17 protein-coding genes are annotated in these 17,120 nt (G+C 61.0%); 9 read left to right on the top strand and 8 right to left on the bottom strand.

From position 1 onward, the window contains the following. Window positions 1-66 precede the first annotated feature (66 nt). Window positions 67-1,755, bottom strand: a complete 1,689-nt coding sequence (locus HED64_RS05490) for a long-chain-fatty-acid--CoA ligase (protein WP_168151017.1) — start codon at window positions 1,753-1,755, stop codon at window positions 67-69. A 47-nt stretch (window positions 1,756-1,802) separates the two neighbouring features. After that, window positions 1,803-2,225: an aspartate 1-decarboxylase gene (gene panD, locus HED64_RS05495; RefSeq protein ID WP_168151018.1), complete on the bottom strand. Its 423-nt coding sequence runs from the start codon at window positions 2,223-2,225 to the stop codon at window positions 1,803-1,805. A 343-nt stretch (window positions 2,226-2,568) separates the two neighbouring features. Between panD and HED64_RS05500 the strand changes: the two genes are divergently transcribed. From HED64_RS05500 to HED64_RS05510, 3 genes are read left to right on the top strand one after another with little or no spacing between them, the layout of a single operon-like run. Beyond that, window positions 2,569-4,014, top strand: a complete 1,446-nt coding sequence (locus HED64_RS05500) for a GntP family permease (protein WP_168151019.1) — start codon at window positions 2,569-2,571, stop codon at window positions 4,012-4,014. Window positions 4,015-4,042: 28 nt separating this feature from the next. Next, window positions 4,043-5,287 carry a CoA transferase gene (locus tag HED64_RS05505; protein WP_168151020.1) on the top strand — a complete coding sequence of 415 codons (1,245 nt, stop codon included), beginning with the start codon at window positions 4,043-4,045 and terminating at the stop codon, window positions 5,285-5,287. After that, window positions 5,284-6,246: a beta/alpha barrel domain-containing protein gene (locus tag HED64_RS05510; protein WP_168151021.1), complete on the top strand. Its 963-nt coding sequence runs from the start codon at window positions 5,284-5,286 to the stop codon at window positions 6,244-6,246. The genes HED64_RS05505 and HED64_RS05510 overlap by 4 nt, the downstream gene beginning before the upstream one ends. Window positions 6,247-6,289: 43 nt before the next feature. Here HED64_RS05510 and HED64_RS05515 read toward each other — a convergent pair whose 3' ends face one another. Further along, window positions 6,290-7,093: an IclR family transcriptional regulator gene (locus tag HED64_RS05515; RefSeq protein ID WP_168151022.1), complete on the bottom strand. Its 804-nt coding sequence runs from the start codon at window positions 7,091-7,093 to the stop codon at window positions 6,290-6,292. 342 nt (window positions 7,094-7,435) lie between these two features. Here HED64_RS05515 and HED64_RS05520 point away from each other — a divergent pair, with 342 nt between their 5' ends. Both HED64_RS05520 and HED64_RS05525 read left to right on the top strand, forming a co-directional pair. Then, window positions 7,436-8,479 (top strand): NAD(P)-dependent alcohol dehydrogenase, encoded by a 1,044-nt coding sequence (locus tag HED64_RS05520; RefSeq protein WP_168151023.1) that lies wholly within the window; start codon window positions 7,436-7,438, stop codon window positions 8,477-8,479. 95 nt (window positions 8,480-8,574) lie between these two features. Then, the gene (locus HED64_RS05525) at window positions 8,575-8,841 is read left to right on the top strand and encodes a DNA gyrase subunit A (protein WP_168151024.1); all 267 of its coding nucleotides are present in this window, start codon (window positions 8,575-8,577) and stop codon (window positions 8,839-8,841) included. Here the strand turns inward: HED64_RS05525 and moeB are convergent. The 5 genes from moeB to thiO form a co-directional block, all read right to left on the bottom strand. Then, entirely contained in the window at window positions 8,838-10,034 is a 1,197-nt protein-coding gene (gene moeB / locus HED64_RS05530) for a molybdopterin-synthase adenylyltransferase MoeB (RefSeq protein ID WP_245325634.1), read from the bottom strand. The two genes, HED64_RS05525 and moeB, sit on opposite strands and share 4 nt — an antisense overlap. A gap of 113 nt (window positions 10,035-10,147) precedes the next feature. Next, the gene (locus HED64_RS05535; RefSeq protein ID WP_168151026.1) at window positions 10,148-10,828 is read right to left on the bottom strand and encodes a 4a-hydroxytetrahydrobiopterin dehydratase; all 681 of its coding nucleotides are present in this window, start codon (window positions 10,826-10,828) and stop codon (window positions 10,148-10,150) included. Between the two features lie 24 nt (window positions 10,829-10,852). Continuing rightward, window positions 10,853-11,656, bottom strand: a complete 804-nt coding sequence (locus HED64_RS05540) for a thiazole synthase (protein WP_168151027.1) — start codon at window positions 11,654-11,656, stop codon at window positions 10,853-10,855. Between the two features lie 44 nt (window positions 11,657-11,700). After that, window positions 11,701-11,940 carry a sulfur carrier protein ThiS gene (thiS, locus tag HED64_RS05545; protein WP_132360732.1) on the bottom strand — a complete coding sequence of 80 codons (240 nt, stop codon included), beginning with the start codon at window positions 11,938-11,940 and terminating at the stop codon, window positions 11,701-11,703. Then, entirely contained in the window at window positions 11,937-13,169 is a 1,233-nt protein-coding gene (gene thiO, locus HED64_RS05550) for a glycine oxidase ThiO (protein ID WP_168151028.1), read from the bottom strand. The genes thiS and thiO overlap by 4 nt, the downstream gene beginning before the upstream one ends. A gap of 143 nt (window positions 13,170-13,312) precedes the next feature. Here thiO and thiE point away from each other — a divergent pair, with 143 nt between their 5' ends. From thiE to HED64_RS05570, 4 genes are all read left to right on the top strand, one after another. Then, window positions 13,313-13,984, top strand: coding sequence for a thiamine phosphate synthase (gene thiE, locus HED64_RS05555; protein ID WP_168151029.1), 672 nt, complete (start codon window positions 13,313-13,315; stop codon window positions 13,982-13,984). A gap of 234 nt (window positions 13,985-14,218) precedes the next feature. Beyond that, window positions 14,219-15,094 carry an alpha/beta fold hydrolase gene (locus tag HED64_RS05560; protein WP_168151030.1) on the top strand — a complete coding sequence of 292 codons (876 nt, stop codon included), beginning with the start codon at window positions 14,219-14,221 and terminating at the stop codon, window positions 15,092-15,094. Between the two features lie 50 nt (window positions 15,095-15,144). Then, window positions 15,145-16,140 carry a zinc-binding dehydrogenase gene (locus HED64_RS05565; protein ID WP_168151031.1) on the top strand — a complete coding sequence of 332 codons (996 nt, stop codon included), beginning with the start codon at window positions 15,145-15,147 and terminating at the stop codon, window positions 16,138-16,140. A gap of 61 nt (window positions 16,141-16,201) precedes the next feature. After that, a complete protein-coding gene (locus tag HED64_RS05570; protein ID WP_168151032.1) occupies window positions 16,202-17,059 on the top strand; it encodes an alpha/beta fold hydrolase in 858 nt (285 codons plus the stop codon). Window positions 17,060-17,120: the final 61 nt, after the last annotated feature.

Here is a 17,120-nt window from a genome sequence, read left to right on the forward strand (position 1 = left end):
CGCCCCACCGCGGCCCCATTGTTGGTTTGTAACCGGGCGAAAGCGCCCAGCCGTTCCCCTCGCCAACTACAGGTTCGGGGAGGCCTGCTCCCGTACCTGCTTGCGTAGGATCTTTCCGAGCATCGAACGGGGCAAATCATCGATCGCCACCACCCGCTTGGGCACCTTGTAACCGGCCAGCTGGGTGCGGCAGTATTCGCGAATGCCGGCCTCATCCAGCGCGGCGCCGGGTTCAAGCTCCACCGCTGCAACCACCATTTCACCGCCGCGTTCCAACGTCTTGCCGAAGACGGCAGCATCCTTGACGTCCGGGTGGGAGCGCAGTACCGATTCAACCTCGGAGGGCGAGACGTTAAATCCGCCGGTGATGATCAGTTCCTTGGCGCGGTCCACGATGGTGGTGAAGCCATCTTCATCCACCGTCACCACGTCTCCGGTGCGCAGCCAGCCATCGGGTGTCAGCGATCTAGCGGTTTCCTCGGGGTTATTCCAGTATCCGGCGAACACTTGGGGTCCCTTGAGCAGCAATTCGCCGGGCTGACCCTGCTCTACCTCAACTTCCGGATCATCCAGGTCAACCACCTTCATCTGCGTCGAGGGGAATGGCACACCGATGGTTCCGGTACGACGCGTGGGATGGAACGGGTTTCCCAGCGCCACAGGTGAAGACTCGGTCATCCCGTAGCCCTCCACCAGCAGTCCGCCGGAGACCGATTCCCAGAGTTCAACTACCGAATCGGGCAGGTTCATGGCCCCCGAGATGCAGTATTTGGCGGAGCGCAGCGACACGCCCTTTTCCTTGGCGGCCAGCGCCGTACGCTCATAGATCGGCGGGACAGCGCAGTAGACGGTTGCCGGTGACTTTTTCATCGCGGCCAGAATGAGATCCGGGTCAAATTTCGGGAAGAGCACCAACAGGCCCTGCTTCTTCACCCCAAAGGTCAGGTACAGCGTCATGCCGAAGGCATGGAACATTGGCAAGATCGCGTAGAGGATCTCCTGACGCTCCTGCGCTCCTGCCATCCAGGCCTCGCCCTGCAACGCATTGGAGTACAGGTTGAAGTGCGTGAGCATGGCACCCTTCGGGGTGCCGGTGGTCCCGGAGGTGTATTGGATCACCGCGAGGTCTTCCACGGACGGACGCGGGTGGGAATCTGCGAGTCGATCGGCGCCGAGCAGTTCCTTAAAAGTCATGGTGCCGGGAGCAGGAGCGGTCAGGGCGTCCCGCGAGGCACGGATCTTCTTCAGCGGCAGCTTTAAGGCCAAGCGCTTGATAGTGGGGAAGGCTTCGAGCAGATTCACCGAGATCAGTGCGTCGATGCGCACGTCCTGGGGGAACTGGCGCACCGAATCCGCTGCTTTATCCCAGGCGATCACCACGCGGGCCTGGTGGTCCTCGAATTGGTGGCGCAGCTCGCGCGAGGTGTACAGCGGGTTGTGCTCCACGACCACCGCTCCCAGACGCAGCACTGCGTAAAACGCGATGACATGTTGCGGGCAGTTGGGAAGGATCAGGGCGACCCGGTCCCCCGCGACCACCCCGAGCTTGCGCAGCCCCTCTGCCGCACGCGTCACCTGCTCGCCGAGCTCGCGGTAGCTGGTGCGTCGTCCAAAGAATTCGGTGGCCGGGGAATCGCCCGCCGCAGCGACGGAACGCTCAAACATCACACTGAGCGATTCGGTGGGGAGCTCAATTTCGGCGGGGACGCCCGGCTGGTAGTTCTTGGTCCACAGGTGGGCGGAAGTATTCTCCATACTTCCATCATGCCGCCAATGAGGGGCGGTAATAAACTTCTAGGGGATTAAGCGTTGGCAAAAATCGCGAATGGCGGTGTTTCTAAGCCGTCGGTGAGCGCCTCGGCAGGATCGCTACCCAAGGCTTTGATGGCATTTGTGCCATCCACGTGCACCACGGAGGGCTTGAAGCTGCGGGCTTCTGCATCGCTCATGGAGGCATAGGTGATGATGATGACGAGGTCGCCAATGTTGACTAGATGAGCTGCGGCACCGTTGATGCCGATCACCCCCGAGCCGCGCTCTCCGGCAATCGTGTAAGTTTCCAGCCGGGCACCATTGGTGACATCGACGATCGAGACGAGCTCACCGGGCAGAATATCGGCAGCGTCAAGCAGATCCGCATCAATGGTGATGGATCCGACGTAATGCAGGTCAGCATGGGTGACGGTGGCACGGTGGATCTTGGATTTGAACATGGTGCGCTGCATGGGGAATCTCCTGGAGGGGCGTAGTGCAGGCGGAGCAGTCTTCCTTGACTGCCCACCTCGAGGCTCCGGTCAGGTGGAATGGGGATGAACCGGTGCCTAGGACATTCTAAACCGGCAGCCTTTGGCTTGTCTGTGACGCATTTGAGTTCCCCGGGATGTGGTTGGCTCAGTGCGGATTCTCGGGCAAGGACGCCCGAGGTCGATTCTTGGGATCTTGGAATCACCTGATAGTAGTCACACCATCTCGAGTAGTTTGCATTATGAGCAGCGACTCATAGTATGGGATTGACGACGTGGCGCAGATCACGTTAGCTGCCTGCCTCTTTCCAGATCGGATCAACACATGTCAGAAACCGCGATTCTGATCAACACCGGTGTGGCCGTACTTGCCACGGTGCTGATGATCGTTAGATTCAAGGTCAATCCCGTCATCGCATTGGTGCTGGGTTCCCTTTACCTGGGCCTATCAACCGGACTTGGCGTCACCAAGACCATCGAAATCATCACCAGTGGTTTTGGCGAGATTATGGTCGAGGTGGGTCTGCTCATCGCCTTCGGGGTCCTCATGGGGTCCATACTGAACGAAACAGGTGCCATCAGACGCCTGGTGGAGCACCTGCTCCTAGCCTTCGGACCCAAGCGTCTGCCCTACACCATGGCACTGGCCATGGGTACGGTACTCCAATCAATTTTCCTCGACGTCCTGCTGGTGATTTCTGCACCCTTGGCACGGCGCATGGCGCCGAAGATCGGTCCGCTGGGCACTGCACGCATGGCCACGGCCATGGCCATCGGCCTCGAATGTGGCATCATCTTCATGGTTCCGGGTGTCGGGGCCCTGGCCTTGGCCGGATTGCTAGGGGTTCCCTTAGGCAAAATGCTCGTATTTGGTTTCTTGGTCGTCGTTCCAACCATCATCATCGCCATCATGATCATGACGTTCCTGTTCAAGCGTGGATTCTGGAAGTCGGATCGCGACGAACAAAACCTCTTTGACGAAGAGGACTACCCGCAGGCCAGCCAAGGCGCAAGCCACGGCCCGGATGCCTACGGGGTATCGGCAGTAGCCCAAGGACCCGGTCAGACCGATCCTTTGCCCGAGGGTGAACCGCGCACCGTGGCAGTGCTGGTCGCAGCCAAGCGCGAGGCACCCCTACTACTTCTCTTCACTCCCCTGCTGCTGTCCTTGGTCCTGATCGCCAGCGGCGCATTGGTCGAAATCTTTGGCATCGACTCGGCCCCCTTAAAGCTGGTGGGCGACCCCGTCGTGGCCCTGCTGATCGGTTTGATTGGAACCACCGTGATCGGCCGTTACACCGTGGGACAGAAGAGCGTCGAGAACGCCATTTCCTCCGGTTTCAAGGAAAGTGGGCAGATCCTGTTACTCACCGGCGTCGGCGGATCTCTTGCAGCAACCGTCGCAGCGGCGGGACTCGGGGACATTCTTGGAGGATTCTTCTCCGCGAGCGCGGTTGCCCCGCTGCTGGTGGTTTGGGCCATCGCGGCAGTCCTGCACATCGCAGTGGGTTCCGTGACGCTCTCCGCCATCACCGCGGCAGGTTTGCTGGCACCGATTGCACCTGCCCTGGGCATCGACCCGGTGCTTATTGCTTTGGCCGCGGGCGCTGGCTCCCTGTTCATGATTCATGTCACCTCCAATACTTTCTGGCTTCTGCAGTCGTTGCTGGGCCAAACGGTTCGTGGCGCACTGAAGTCCGTCACCTTCGGAGTCTCCGTGGCGTCGGTCATCGCCCTTCTCGTCGTTTTGCTCTTGAGCGTCTTCATCTAGCCATCACCACCGCAAGGAAGTCCCCCACGTGTCCGAAAAAGCAATAGCCCCTCTGGCCGGAATCCGGGTCCTAGAACTCGGAAATTACATTGCCGCGCCGACCGCTGGCCGCCTGCTGGCCGATTTTGGCGCCGAAGTCATCAAAGTGGAACGTCCCGGAACCGGAGACGAACTGCGTAATTGGCGTTTGAAGAAGGGCAGCGTGTCGATGCTCTACCGGACGCTGAACCGCAACAAGAAGTCCGTCGTCTTGGATCTGCGTACCAAGGCCGGTCGTGCTGCAGTCCTGGAATTGGTCAAGCGGTGCGACATCCTGTTGGAGAATTTCCGTCCCGGAACCCTAGAGAAGTGGGGACTTGGACCCGAGGTTCTTAATACTGCAAATCCCGATCTGGTGATCACAAGGATCTCTGCCTTCGGGCAAACCGGACCACTGTCCGAGCGCCCGGGTTTTGCTGCCGTCGCCGAGGCCTTCAGCGGTTTCCGCAATCTGGTGGGTGACCCCGATCGGGCACCGGTGCGCGTCGGCGTCTCGATTGGTGACTCCATCGCGGGTCTCTACGCGGCGTTCGGATCGGTCATGGCCTTGTTCCAACGCGAGACGCGTCGCGGCAGCGGAATACCTATTCCCATGCGCGAACGCGTCATTGACGTGGCCTTACACGAGGCCATGTTCTCCATGATGGAATCGCTTGTTCCCGACCTGGGTGCCTATGGCGACAAGCGCACCCGGGTGGGTGGTCGCATGGAGGGGATCGCCCCATCAAACGCCTACGTCTGCAAGGACGGTGCCAGCATTGTGGTGGCCGGAAACGGAGATGCGATCTTCCGCCGCTACATGGATACCATCGGGCGCCCCGACCTAGGCAACGACCCCTCCCTGCAATCCAACGCCGAACGCTGGGAGAGGCGCATCGAACTTGATGCGGCCATCGGCGTCTGGACGGCAACGTTGCCCTCCTCGGAGGCGCTGGCGCTGCTTGACACCGCCGGCGTGCCCGCCGGACCGATCTACACCGCACAAGACATCGTGAACGACCCGCAATACGCAGCACGCAACATGATCCAGTCCTTCGATGTGTCCACCGGCGAGGAGATCATCAAGGATGTGGGGTTCCCCGGCATCGTCCCGGTGATCGGCGGCACCTCGTTGCCGATCCGCACCTTGGGCCCGGACCTCGGAGAACACACCCAGGAGGTGCTTGGCGGGCTGCTGGGCATGGACGCCGAACACATCACCGCCGCATCAAACCCCGAAAGGACCCCGGCATGAGCCACACCCTAGAACCCCGCGCGGTGCTGCGCGATGTCACCCTGCGCGACGGGCTGCAGCTGACCGGCAAAATGTTATCCACCGAACGCAAGGTGGAAACGGTCCGCGAACTGATCCGCTTGGGTGTGCCGGAAATCGAGTTGGGATCCATGGCCCGGGCCGACCTGGTCCCCACCATGGCCAATACCCTTGAGGTCGCGGCGGCTTTGACCGCCGAGGAACTTGAGAAGTGCTGGATCTGGGTGGCCACCCCGGGCCATGTGGCCAAGGCCGCCGCCGCTGGCCTACGCAACTTCCAGTACTGTCTCTCCGCTTCCGACGCCCACAACCAAGCGAACATTGGACGCAGCACCGAGGCCAGCCTCGCCGCCCTGCCGCAGGCCATCGAATATGCCCGCGCCGTGGACGGACGCATCCAGCTCTGCATTGCCACGTCCTTCACCTGCCCGTTTGACGGGCAGGTGCCCGAGCAGCGCGTCCTGGACATCGCCAATGACCCCCGCGCGGAGGGCACCTGCGACATCGTCATCTGCGACACCCTGGGACAGGCCGTCCCCGCGCAGGTGGCAAGCCTGATCTCACGAGTCCGCGACGAAACCCCAACGCGACGCATCGTTTACCACGGCCACGACACCTGGGGCCTGGGTGTGGCCAACACGCTCGCGGCCATCGGCGCCGGAGCCGGTGTTATCGATGGCGCGCTCGGTGGGCTGGGTGGTTGCCCGTTTGCCCCGGGCGCCAGCGGAAACACCTCCAGCGAGGACATTCTCTTTGCCACCCGTCCCGAGTGGCTCGATCCGCGCGGCTTTGGCAGCTTGGTGGAACTCTCCGAGGACCTACTGAAGGAACTGGGCGAACCCAACCGCTCCAAGTCGGCCCAGGGCGCGCGGTCCAATGCCGCGGCCTTCGAGTGGGTCATTGCCTCGGACCGGGTCGTCTCCTGCGAGGGAACGCAATAGAGGGGGCCAGGCATGTTCAGGCCGTGCTGCGGCTGCCGGTCATCTAGCTGCGGGGTGCCACTGCTTCCCCGGGGAACCTGCCACCAATTAAACGTGTCATGTGTTCCGCGGTCTCCAGCAGCGGCTCGATCCATTCTTCGCACACGGCTCGGGACATGCGCATGGTGGGACCACTGATGGTCACCGCGGCAACAAGTCCCGCCGCCGCGTCGAACACCGGGGCCGAGAGGCCGGAAGCACCGTTCTCCCGTTCCCCGGTGGTGATCGCAAAACCGTCTGCCCGTGTCTTGGAGATTGCACCGCGAAGATCCGCGGCACTGGTGATGGTGGCGTCGGTAAAGTGCTCCAAGGGAGTGTCAAGCACCAGAGCTTGGAGGTCGGGGTTCCACGCAAGAAGAACCCGCCCAGCGGACCCTGCGTGCAGTGGTGCAAGTTTTCCTAGGTGCATTTCACGGCGCAAGGCGTGCCTAGTTTCGGCTATTCCCACACAGACCCGGTACCGCTCCTCGGCTCGGAACAGGCAGGCGGTTTCACCCGTGATCTCACGCAGATTCGCCAGCAGCGGGCTAATGACATCGAGGACTTCCTTGCCGCGCGTGGCCGGGGCGGCCCAGTAGGCCATCTTCATACCGATACGGAAGCCATCTCCGTCCCGGTCCAGGAACCCCTGGCCCACCAGGTTGGCCACGAGTCGTTGGACGGTGGAGGTGGGCATCCCGGTGGCCAACCGGATGTCCGCCAAGGAGAGCACCGGCTGACGCAGAGAAAAGGAATCAAGAATCGAGCTGATCTTGCCAAGCACAAGGAGCGGGTTCTGGTTCTTGGCGGGTGATTCGACCTTCGACATGAACCTGACGCTAGACGATGGGGCTGTGAGCGTCCAATTAGTTTGCGTTAAGGGGTCTGGACCATGGTTCCATACATCGCCTCTGATCTCTGTTTCCGGCAGCGCGGCCCTGCTCATTGATCGTCACTTCGTGCACTGGCTATTTCCGAACTAAACGATATCCACATCCGCAAGGACGCAGGGAGGCCCTATTGGTACCCCTTTCGGCGGGGCCTCCCTCGAGGTAGGCCGGACGTGATTTGATGGAGGGGTACCCGAGCCGTCACATCGGTCGGATACGCACGTGGCTTGGTGATCAACCGGTCCCATTGCCTAAACATCGCCATACATTGATGGAGAATCATGCTTGAAATCAACACCTACGCAGCGACATCCGCGACGGGCGACTTGGTCCCCACCCGCATTACCCGTAGGGACGTCGGTCCCCACGACGTACTGATTGACATCAAGTTCTCCGGGATCTGCCATTCCGACATCCACACCGTCCGGGGCGAGTGGGGAGATCAGCAATACCCGTTGGTCCCGGGCCATGAAATTGCCGGCATTGTCACCGAGGTCGGATCCGATGTCTCCCGCTACACCGTCGGCGATCGCGTCGGCGTGGGCTGCATGGTCAATTCCTGCCGCGAGTGCGTCAACTGCCTGGCCGGCGAAGAGCAGTACTGCTTGGCTGGAAACATCGGGACCTACGGCGCCAAAGACGTCGATGGAACCATCACGCAGGGCGGCTACGCCACCCATGTAGTCGTGAACGAAGACTTTATCGTGCGCATCCCCGAGGGTTTGGAATTGGACGTTGCCGCCCCACTGCTTTGCGCCGGCGTCACCACCTATTCGCCGCTGAACCACTGGAATGCAGGTCCGGGCAAGAAGGTTGCCGTCATTGGACTCGGCGGTCTCGGCCACATGGCAGTGAAGATTGCCCACGCCATGGGCGCTGAGGTCACTGTGCTCTCGCGCTCGCTCAAAAAGCAGGAGGACGGACTGAAGCTGGGCGCCGATCACTACTTCGCGACGGAAAATCCCGAAACGTTCGAAGCCCTCGCCGGATCCTTCAACCTGATCATCAACACCGTCAGCGCGAGTATCGACATTAGCGCCTTCCTGCAGCTGCTGTCCTTGGACGGGGCGTTGGTCAACGTCGGCGCTCCGGCCGAGCCGCTGCCGGTCAACGCCTTTGCGTTGATTACGGGTCGTCGTTCCTTTGCCGGATCGATGATCGGAGGCATCCGCGAGACTCAGGAAATGCTTGATTTCTGTGCCGAGCACAAGATTGGTGCCGAGATCGAGGTCATCTCGGCCGAAGACATCAACAAGGCTTACGAGCGCGTCCTCGCCTCGGATGTTCACTACCGCTTTGTGATTGATACTTCGACACTGGTCTAGTCGGCGTCGAGTTATTTGGCAGAGCTTCCTTGGTGCCTATATCCGTAACGGCACCGAGGAGGCTCTGCCTCGCAGGGCCATGGCATGATGACGTCATGGACGCACAAGACAAGACCCGCGATGAGCTGCAGCTCCTTGAAGCCATGATGCAAGCCATAGACAGGCGCGAAGAAGTGTTCGCCGCCATTGAAACTTCGGAAACCCAAGACGAGGCACGCGCAGCCGTAGCGAAACTCCTGGGGGTCGAGGAGATACTGGCACGTGCTGTGCTTGATATGCAGGCGCGGCGGTGGGCGCAGGGCGAACGTCGCACGATTACCGACCAACTTGCGATGCTGCGTGCCAAACTGGAATCAGCTTAGGTCCGCATCCGGGTCTCCACTTTCAGCCAGGCATCGATCCCGCCATCCAAGTGGACGACGTCGGTGTAGCCCGCTGCGGAAAAGGCTTCCAGCGCCTGCCCCGAACGAGCGCCCGACTTGCAATGCAGCACCAGCGGCACGCCCCGCGGGACCCCGGCCAACGACGACCCATCCTTGATCCCGGCCAGCGGAACCAACACGGATCCCTCTATACGCGCAATGTCGAACTCGACCGGCTCGCGCACGTCGAGCAGTACAAAATCATCCCGCCCCGATTGGCGCCCGGCCAGTCGATGCCGAAGTTCCTCAACGGATATCATCGCATCAGCCGCGATATTTTGGCCCTCGGGGAAAGGCAACCCGCAGAACATCTCGTAGTTGATGAGTTCGGTGATCCGATCCGCTTCCGGATCCTTGGTAATGCTCATTTCGCGCCAGCGGGAAGTCAATGCGTCAAACACCAGCAATCTCCCCAACAATGTCTCCCCAACCCCGGTGATGAGCTTGACCGCTTCGGTGACCATCATTGCCCCGATGGAGGCACACAACATGCCAAAAACTCCTCCTTCGGCACAAGAAGGCACGCTTCCAGGCGCCGGCGGTTCGGGATAGAGGTCACGATAGTTTGGGCCGTGTTTGTCCCAGAAGACGCTTACTTGGCCATCAAAACGCAAGATTGATCCCCACACGTACGGTTTGCCTAGGATGGCCGCCGCATCGTTGACCAGATAACGCGTGGAAAAATTATCGGCCCCGTCGAGGATCACGTCGTAGTCGGCAAAGAGCTCTAGCGCATTGCTGGAATCTAGCCGCGCCGGATGAAGTATGACCTCAACACCGGGGTTGATTTCGGCGATTGATGCCCTTGCTGACTCGAGTTTGCTTCGTCCAATGTCACTCACCCCGTGGATCACTTGACGCTGGAGGTTGCTCAGTTCTACGGTGTCATCATCAATGATGCCAAGAGTCCCGATACCGGCCGCTGCCAGATACATCAGCACCGGGGACCCCAGCCCACCGGCACCGAGGACCAGCACCCTAGCGTTGCGCAACCGCTGTTGCCCTTCCTGCCCTATTTGAGGCATGAGGATATGCCGGGAGTACCGTTCAAGCTCGGTAGTTGATAACGGCCGACCAAGGTCAACCAGCGGCGGCAGCCGATCAATGTCTTTCTTATAAATGATTTGATTCAATGAGAACGGCTCCATGAGTCTTTAGATATCAACTACCGACGTCTTTAATCGTCGTTAGTAAACTTATTTACTGTCACTCAATTAACGATAGTGACGACCGGTTATTAAAGTGATCAGGCACTGGCTTCCGGAGAACCGTCAACGTCACGGCCTTCCTCGGTACAGATACACAGACGATTTCCCTGCGAATCCGTGGCCACCACAAACCTCGGGGCCGCATCATGGTCAAGTCCTGCACCAGTTTCTTCCAAGGCATCCAAGATGGGTGCGCTCTCGCTGAAGGGAACCGTGACGTCCAGATGGAAGCGGTTCGGATTAGGAGTTGTCGTCCTCTGGAACCAGATCGCTGGCCCCCTGCCGAAGGGGTCGGTGAGGCTGCCGTCATTCTGCTTCTTGTATCCCAGTGCCGCGCGCCAGGTTTCCGCAATGACTTCCTCGTTGTCGGTATCAATAGCGATCTCCACTGTGCGCAATAGATCCGGGCGCGGGGTCGCGCCAACATTTTCCGCTTCGGCAGAAATTGACCTAGCTAAGGCAGCGTCTCGTGCACTCACCACGCTGCCGACGTCATGCGAGGTCAGCGTGATGAACAGCGTGTCATAGCGCCAGTCGATATCCGGATGGTGATTCGCTTCTTGGGCCAGCGCACCTACCGTAGAAAACAAGGCCAACGCCGAAGCAGAAGAATCGCACTTCAAAACCGTGCGTAACGCACCTAATCCATATCGCCAGGCGGGCATTACCTTCAGGTTAGCTTTGATCTGTTCACTGGTCAGAACGTCTTTTGCAGTCATGATCTTCTCCTTCGCGTAGCCGATTCAGAAATCTGCACGCCCCTCCATGGCGGAGGAGGCCAATGCATGGGTGCGCATCGGAATGCGCCCAGCTTGTGCCGCCAGTCTGCCACCAATGACCGCGTGTCTAAAGGCCGTCGCCATGCGCACCGGATCTTGGGCACGCGTCACCGCCGAGGCCAGCAACACGCCATCACACCCCAACTCCATAGCCAAAGCAGCGTCGGAGGCGGTACCGATCCCGGCATCTAAGATGATGGGCACCGAAGCCCGCGAAACGATTAATTCGATATTGTGCGGGTTCAGGATCCCTAGGCCCGTGCCGATCGGTGCGCCCAACGGCATTACGACAGCGGCTCCCAGTTGCTCGAGGCGTAGAGCCAACACCGGATCGTCATTGGTATAGGCGAAAACCTTGAAGCCACGATTCACCAAGGACTCGGTGGCTTCCACGAGTTCCACCGCATCGGGCAGCAAGGTGTGTTCATCGGCGATGACCTCAAGCTTGACCCAATCGGTTTCCAGTGCCTCACGGCCCAACTCCGCGGTCATCAGCGCCTCGCGGGCGGTGAAGCAGCCGGCGGTATTCGGCAACACGCGGATACGGTTTTGCACCAGCAGGTCAAAGAGATTAGCCCCTGCGGTATTTCCTTCGCCGTGCACTGCGTATCGGCGCATGGCGACGGTGGTCAGTTCGGTGCCAGAAGCCACGAGAGCAGCTTCCAGTCCCTCAAGACTTGGCGCACCTCCTGTCCCCATGATGAGCCGGGAGCCTAAGGCGACGCCATCGATGAGCAGTGCATCATTATCAGTCAGTGTTTGGGTCATGATCGTTCTTTTCCTTGAAAAATGCGGGAGGGAGCCATCGGGAGTTAACCACCTTGGACGGCAGTGACAATCTCGATTTCGTCATGGATTTCCAGAAGCGTGCGAGACCATTGGCTACGCGGCACGATGCCGGAGTTTCTGGCCACTGCTACCCCCAGCCTTCCGCCATCGATCGGCTGGCCGGTGGGCAACAGTTCGCGGCCGGTTACCTCGGTAACCAATGCGGAAAGCGTGGTTCCGGTGAGCAGGGGGCGGGCAGCTCCGTTGAGTTGGATGGTGCTCATGCAGACTCCTGATGTTGGCGAGCGGGTGAGAATCGGTCGGGACGGAAGTGATCGAAAGCAGGATCCCGGACACCCGCCAAGAGTTCGGTGATGATGCGGGCGGCAATCGGCGCCAGCAGCACCCCGTGGCGAAAGAACCCAGTGGCGATGAGCAGTCCCGGAATTACTGTTCCGTTTGCAGCTTCGACACGTCCCAAGAGGGGTGCGTTATCCGGTGTTCCCGGGCGCGCACGCGCAGTGACTTCGCACAATTCGAGCTCAAGCACCGCCGGCAGTAGTACCTGGGCATCTCGCAATAGTTGGTGCACGCCACCGGCGCTGGCGCCGGCATTTGTGTCCTCGCGGGAGGTGGCCCCGATGACCACGGTGTGATCGTTGCGCGGCACCACGTACACGGGCAGGCCACGGACCACCCCGCGCACGGTGGCGGTGGTCAACGGACGCAGGTGTTCGGGAACGCGCAGGCGCAAAATGTCACCGTGGACCGGGCGCAGTGGAAGCACCAGGTGATGCGGTAGTCCGCCTAGTTCAAGGGCGCCCAGACCATTAGCCACAACAACCTCTGGAGCCCGTATTTCGCGCCCGTCATCCAGCACTACCCCGATAACCGGCGATGCGGTATCGGTGGGGTCCTGGTGCAGCAATTCGCGGGCGCGCGCGCGTATCAGCACCTCATCCGCGCCGCGCCCCTCCCGCTCTGCGCCGACGGCGAGTAGCTGCTTCTGGATAGCAGCGGCCGCCAAACGAGGATCAACTTGATGATCGAGCGTTAACAGATGCGCCGAGGAGATATGCGGGGCCAGTAGCGGTTCCATGGTGCGCGCCTCACGAATACTGATCCGTGTGGCCTCAAGACCTAGACGCAGCCGGGCCTGCTGAAGATCCTCCAGGGCTATACGGTCCGCGGCATCAGCACCCAACATCAGTGTGGGCGTTGCACGGAAGCCGATGTCCATACCCGTCTCGGCAGTAATACGCGCCGCAAATTCCGGCCACCGGGCGGCAGAAGCTAGGGTGAGGGCCAGCAGTTGCTCTTCTTGATAATGCAACTCGCTGATGGGTGCCAGCATGCCGGCAGCGGCAAACGTTGCACCGGTGGCGGGTTCTGGGTCAATGAGCGTGATGCTATGCCCCGCACGCTGCGCTTCGAGGGCAATGCTCAGGCCAATGATTCCGCCGCCAATGACGGCAACGTCGCTACAAATGGGGTCGGGCACGGTGCACGACATTATTGTCTCCTTCCCTACGCCGGTATGAGCCGGATCAGGTTCCACGCCACCTTGATAATTCGGTGACGCCTATCGGTCGGCGCAATCGGCGCCCTCTCAGCCAGCTTTCCTGGCTCCCGCGGTACTGAACTAGTCTATGAGACATGAGCCAGATCACCGCGCAAGATGAAGCAACACCCGACTTATCCGCAGCAACGATTTCCGCCGCCCGCCTATATGTCTGCACCGATGCCCGCAGCGAGCGTGGGGATTTCGCCGAGTTCATCACCGCCGCCTACGCCGGCGGTGTGGATATCATCCAGTTACGCGATAAGAGCATTGACGCTGCCCACGAGCTTGAATTGTTGGGAGTGCTGAGGGAGGTCGCCGAGAAGTTCGGCAAGCCGTTCTCGGTGAACGATCGCGCCGATTTGGCCATGCTCTCCGACGCTCCGGTATTCCACGTGGGCCAAACCGATCTTCCGTTGCCCAGCGTTAGGTCGCTGCTCGGACCCGAGGTCGTTCTTGGCCTCTCCAGTCACGATCCGGCTCAAATCACCGCCGCCGCAGCGGACCCGAACACCGACTACTTCTGCGTCGGACCGCTCTGGGCCACACCGACCAAGCCAGGTCGCGCGGCAGTGGGATTAGAAATGGTGGAACACGCCGCATCTCTGAAAACGACTAAACCGTGGTTCGCCATTGGTGGGATCGATCTCTCAAATGTGGATCAGGTGGTTGCCGCAGGTGCCTCGCGCATCGTGGTGGTGCGCGCGATCACCGATGCGGATGATCCTGCCGCGGCTGCCCAGGCACTACTTTCGAGGTTGCCATAAATCGGCTAAGCGGCAGGGGCACCGGACCCCAGACTCGCCGGATTCCTCACGAATTGCCGTTCCTCACCGCAGGGAACCTGAGGCTAAGAGACAGTAGCCCGGGCACAACATAGCACCTCATGAAACCTTCCTTGACAAAATATCTGAGTCTACTCATAATTGAGTATGATCGGTTTAGTGGAAAGAGGAAGCCTCCGTGCACAATTCACACGAGGCAGAAAGCCAAGAGTTGATATGACAACGTCACCACACGAAGAGGAATCCACTGCGAGGCGGTTCGTGGCGGCGCCAACCCGGACCATCGCGGCCGCGGGTGCACACTTCGTGTACCGAGAGCTCGGCGATGAAATTGGTCATGAGGTGCCGCTGGTGGCACTGACACATCTCGGCGCAAACCTCGACAGCTGGGACCCGGAACTTATCGACGCGCTCGCCACCCAACGCCGCGTGATCATGATCGGGTATCGAGGAGTTGGCTCGTCCACCGGGACCCCACGGGACCGGTTCGATCAGATGGCGCAGGACGCGATCGCTGCCATCCGCGCACTGGGCCTAACCCGCGTTGACCTGTTCGGATTGTCGATGGGCGGCATGGTCGCTCAAGAGGTTCTCCGGCTTGCTCCGGATCTGGTGGACCGGGTCATTCTCGCCGGGACCGGCCCTCAGGGCGGCCCCGGATTGACCCGGATGACGGGTACCTTAGTGCGCGGAATTCTGCGCGGGGCGGCGAGCCTCACAAACCCAACGACGTTGCTCTTCTTCACCCGAAGCGACAACGCCAAGCACGCGGCGAGGGCGTACCAAGCACGGCTCAAGCTACGCCGAACCGGTAGGGATAAGCCGGTGCGACCCGGCGTCCTGGTGGCACAGCTCCGTGCGGTCAAACGGTGGGGGCAGCAACCGAATCCTCCATCTGGACCCACGTTCCCGAGGCCAGTGCTGATCCTGCACGGCGATTCCGACCGCATGGTCAGCGTCGAGAACGCCGATGCCCTGCTGCGGCCGTTCCCCCAGGCGAAGCTGCAGGTTTATCCGGACTCCGGTCACGGCGTCGTATTCCAGAATCGACAGTCCATCACCGGCGCCATCAATCATTTCCTCCGCCGCTGAATACGGCGCCTTCACCACCACCAAGACACTGACATCAAGGAGATAGATTCGTGCGAGCATTCACCATAGACAAGTACAAAGCGCCCCTGCGCGAGGCCAACATCGAGGAACCCACTGTGGGCGAACGGGACGTGTTGGTGCAGGTTCTCGCGGCCGGCGTCAACCAGCTTGATGAGAAGATCCGGGACGGGGAGTTCAAGACGATCCTGCCCTACAAGACCCCGCTTACCCTCGGCCACGACGTCGCGGGCACCGTCCTGAGCGTCGGCTCGCGGGTCCGCGGTTTCAAGGCCGGCGATACGGTGTTCGCCAGGCCGCGGGATCACCGGATCGGGACCTTCGCCGAACGCATCGCGATCGACGAGGCAGATGTGGCTCTCGCGCCGACCACGATTGAAGCAGACGGGGCAGCTTCCCTGCCGCTGGTGGCACTGACGGCCTGGCAGGCGTTGGTGGTCAGGGGAAATGTGCAACCTGGCCAGAAGATCCTGATCCATGCCGGGGCCGGCGGCGTCGGATCAATCACCATCCAGCTAGCCAAACACCTCGGCGCCCACGTGGCCACCACCGCGTCGGCGAAGAACGCCGACTTTGTCCGTGGACTCGGAGCGGACGAGGTCATCGACTACCGTACCCAGGACTTCGAAAAAGAGCTCTCCGGGTACGACCTGGTGCTAGACAGCCTCGGCGGAGAGAACTTGGAGAAATCCTTGCGAATCCTCCGCCCGGGCGGGAAAGCGATCGGGATCTCCGGCCCACCGGACCCTGACTTCGCCCGCAAGGCCGGACTGAATCCGCTGCTCCGCCTGGCGGTCACCGCGCTGAGCGCCAAGATTCGCAAGCAGGCCAAGAAGCTCGGTGTGAGCTACGAGTTCCTCTTCATGGACGCCAGCGGCGACCAGCTGCGTGAGATCGCGGCCCTCGTCGATCGTGGCGTGCTGCGACCGGTCGTGGGAAAGACCTTCCCCTTCGAGCAGGCTCCGCAGGCCCTCGAAGCACTGGCCAAGGGTGGCATCCGTGGCAAGGTCGTCATCACCGGCGCCTGACCCGAAGCACGTCGCGGACCAGCAGCATTCCGCAAGTCCCAACCGAGAAGGAGCAATTATCGTGACCACCACCAACGAACCAGTCATCACCTCGTACGCCCAGGCCCCCACCAAGTCCATCACCGCGGGAGGCATCAGCTTCGCCTACCGCGAGCTTGGCCCCAAAGGCGGCATCCCCGTCGTATTCTTCGTGCACCTCGCCGCGACCCTGGATAACTGGGATCCGCGCATCGTAGACGCCATCGCGCTGAGCCGCCACGTCATCACCTTCGACCAGCAAGGTGTAGGCGCCTCCTCCGGAACGGTTCCCGACACCCTCGAGGCCGCCGCGGACGACGCCTACACATTCATCAGCGCGCTCGGGTTCGAGAAGATCGACGCGTTCACCTTCTCCATGGGTGGCTTCATCGCCCAGGATCTGGCCGTTAAGCACCCCGAGCTCATCCGCAAGCTAGTGCTCACCGGCACCGGACCGCGCGGCGGCAAGAACATCGACAAGGTCGTGGGCGTGACCTACTGGGACATCCTGCGCGCAACGCTGACCCGTTCCGATCCCAAGGAGTTCCTCTTCTTCGACCGCGACAAGGTTGGCAAGAAGGCAGGCAAGGCCTTTGTGGAACGCCTCACAGAGCGCACCGTGGACCGCGACAAGGCCATTACCACCGCGGCCTTGCGCACCCAGCTGAAGGCCATCGTGAGCTACGGCCGCTCGGCGCCCTCGGACCTGTCGGTCTTCACCGGGCCGACGCTGATCGCCAATGGCGACAATGACCGAATGGTTCCCTCCATCCTCTCCGCGGACCTGCACCAACGCATCAAGGGTTCGGAGCTGATCATCTACCCGAATTCCGGCCATGGCGGTATCTTCCAGTACTGGGAGAAGTTTGCCCCGGTTGCCGCCGAGTTCCTCGCCGACTAACCCCTCCCATTCGGGAAATATCACCACCACACCGCAGGATGCAACACCGCCTGCGGCATCA

It is taken from the genome of Paeniglutamicibacter terrestris, from assembly GCF_012271785.1.
GTDB lineage: Bacteria > Actinomycetota > Actinomycetes > Actinomycetales > Micrococcaceae > Paeniglutamicibacter > Paeniglutamicibacter terrestris.

Excerpts from the sequence above, each read along its gene's own strand:
- HED64_RS05490 (WP_168151017.1), bottom strand. The coding sequence starts at position 1,755 with ATGGAGAATACTTCCGCCCACCTGTGGACCAAGAACTACCAGCCGGGC.
- panD (WP_168151018.1), bottom strand. The coding sequence starts at position 2,225 with ATGCAGCGCACCATGTTCAAATCCAAGATCCACCGTGCCACCGTCACC.
- HED64_RS05500 (WP_168151019.1), top strand. The coding sequence starts at position 2,569 with ATGTCAGAAACCGCGATTCTGATCAACACCGGTGTGGCCGTACTTGCC.
- HED64_RS05510 (WP_168151021.1), top strand. The coding sequence starts at position 5,284 with ATGAGCCACACCCTAGAACCCCGCGCGGTGCTGCGCGATGTCACCCTG.
- HED64_RS05515 (WP_168151022.1), bottom strand. The coding sequence starts at position 7,093 with ATGTCGAAGGTCGAATCACCCGCCAAGAACCAGAACCCGCTCCTTGTG.
- HED64_RS05520 (WP_168151023.1), top strand. The coding sequence starts at position 7,436 with ATGCTTGAAATCAACACCTACGCAGCGACATCCGCGACGGGCGACTTG.
- HED64_RS05525 (WP_168151024.1), top strand. The coding sequence starts at position 8,575 with ATGGACGCACAAGACAAGACCCGCGATGAGCTGCAGCTCCTTGAAGCC.
- HED64_RS05535 (WP_168151026.1), bottom strand. The coding sequence starts at position 10,828 with ATGACTGCAAAAGACGTTCTGACCAGTGAACAGATCAAAGCTAACCTG.
- HED64_RS05540 (WP_168151027.1), bottom strand. The coding sequence starts at position 11,656 with ATGACCCAAACACTGACTGATAATGATGCACTGCTCATCGATGGCGTC.
- thiS (WP_132360732.1), bottom strand. The coding sequence starts at position 11,940 with ATGAGCACCATCCAACTCAACGGAGCTGCCCGCCCCCTGCTCACCGGA.
- thiO (WP_168151028.1), bottom strand. The coding sequence starts at position 13,169 with ATGTCGTGCACCGTGCCCGACCCCATTTGTAGCGACGTTGCCGTCATT.
- thiE (WP_168151029.1), top strand. The coding sequence starts at position 13,313 with ATGAGCCAGATCACCGCGCAAGATGAAGCAACACCCGACTTATCCGCA.
- HED64_RS05560 (WP_168151030.1), top strand. The coding sequence starts at position 14,219 with ATGACAACGTCACCACACGAAGAGGAATCCACTGCGAGGCGGTTCGTG.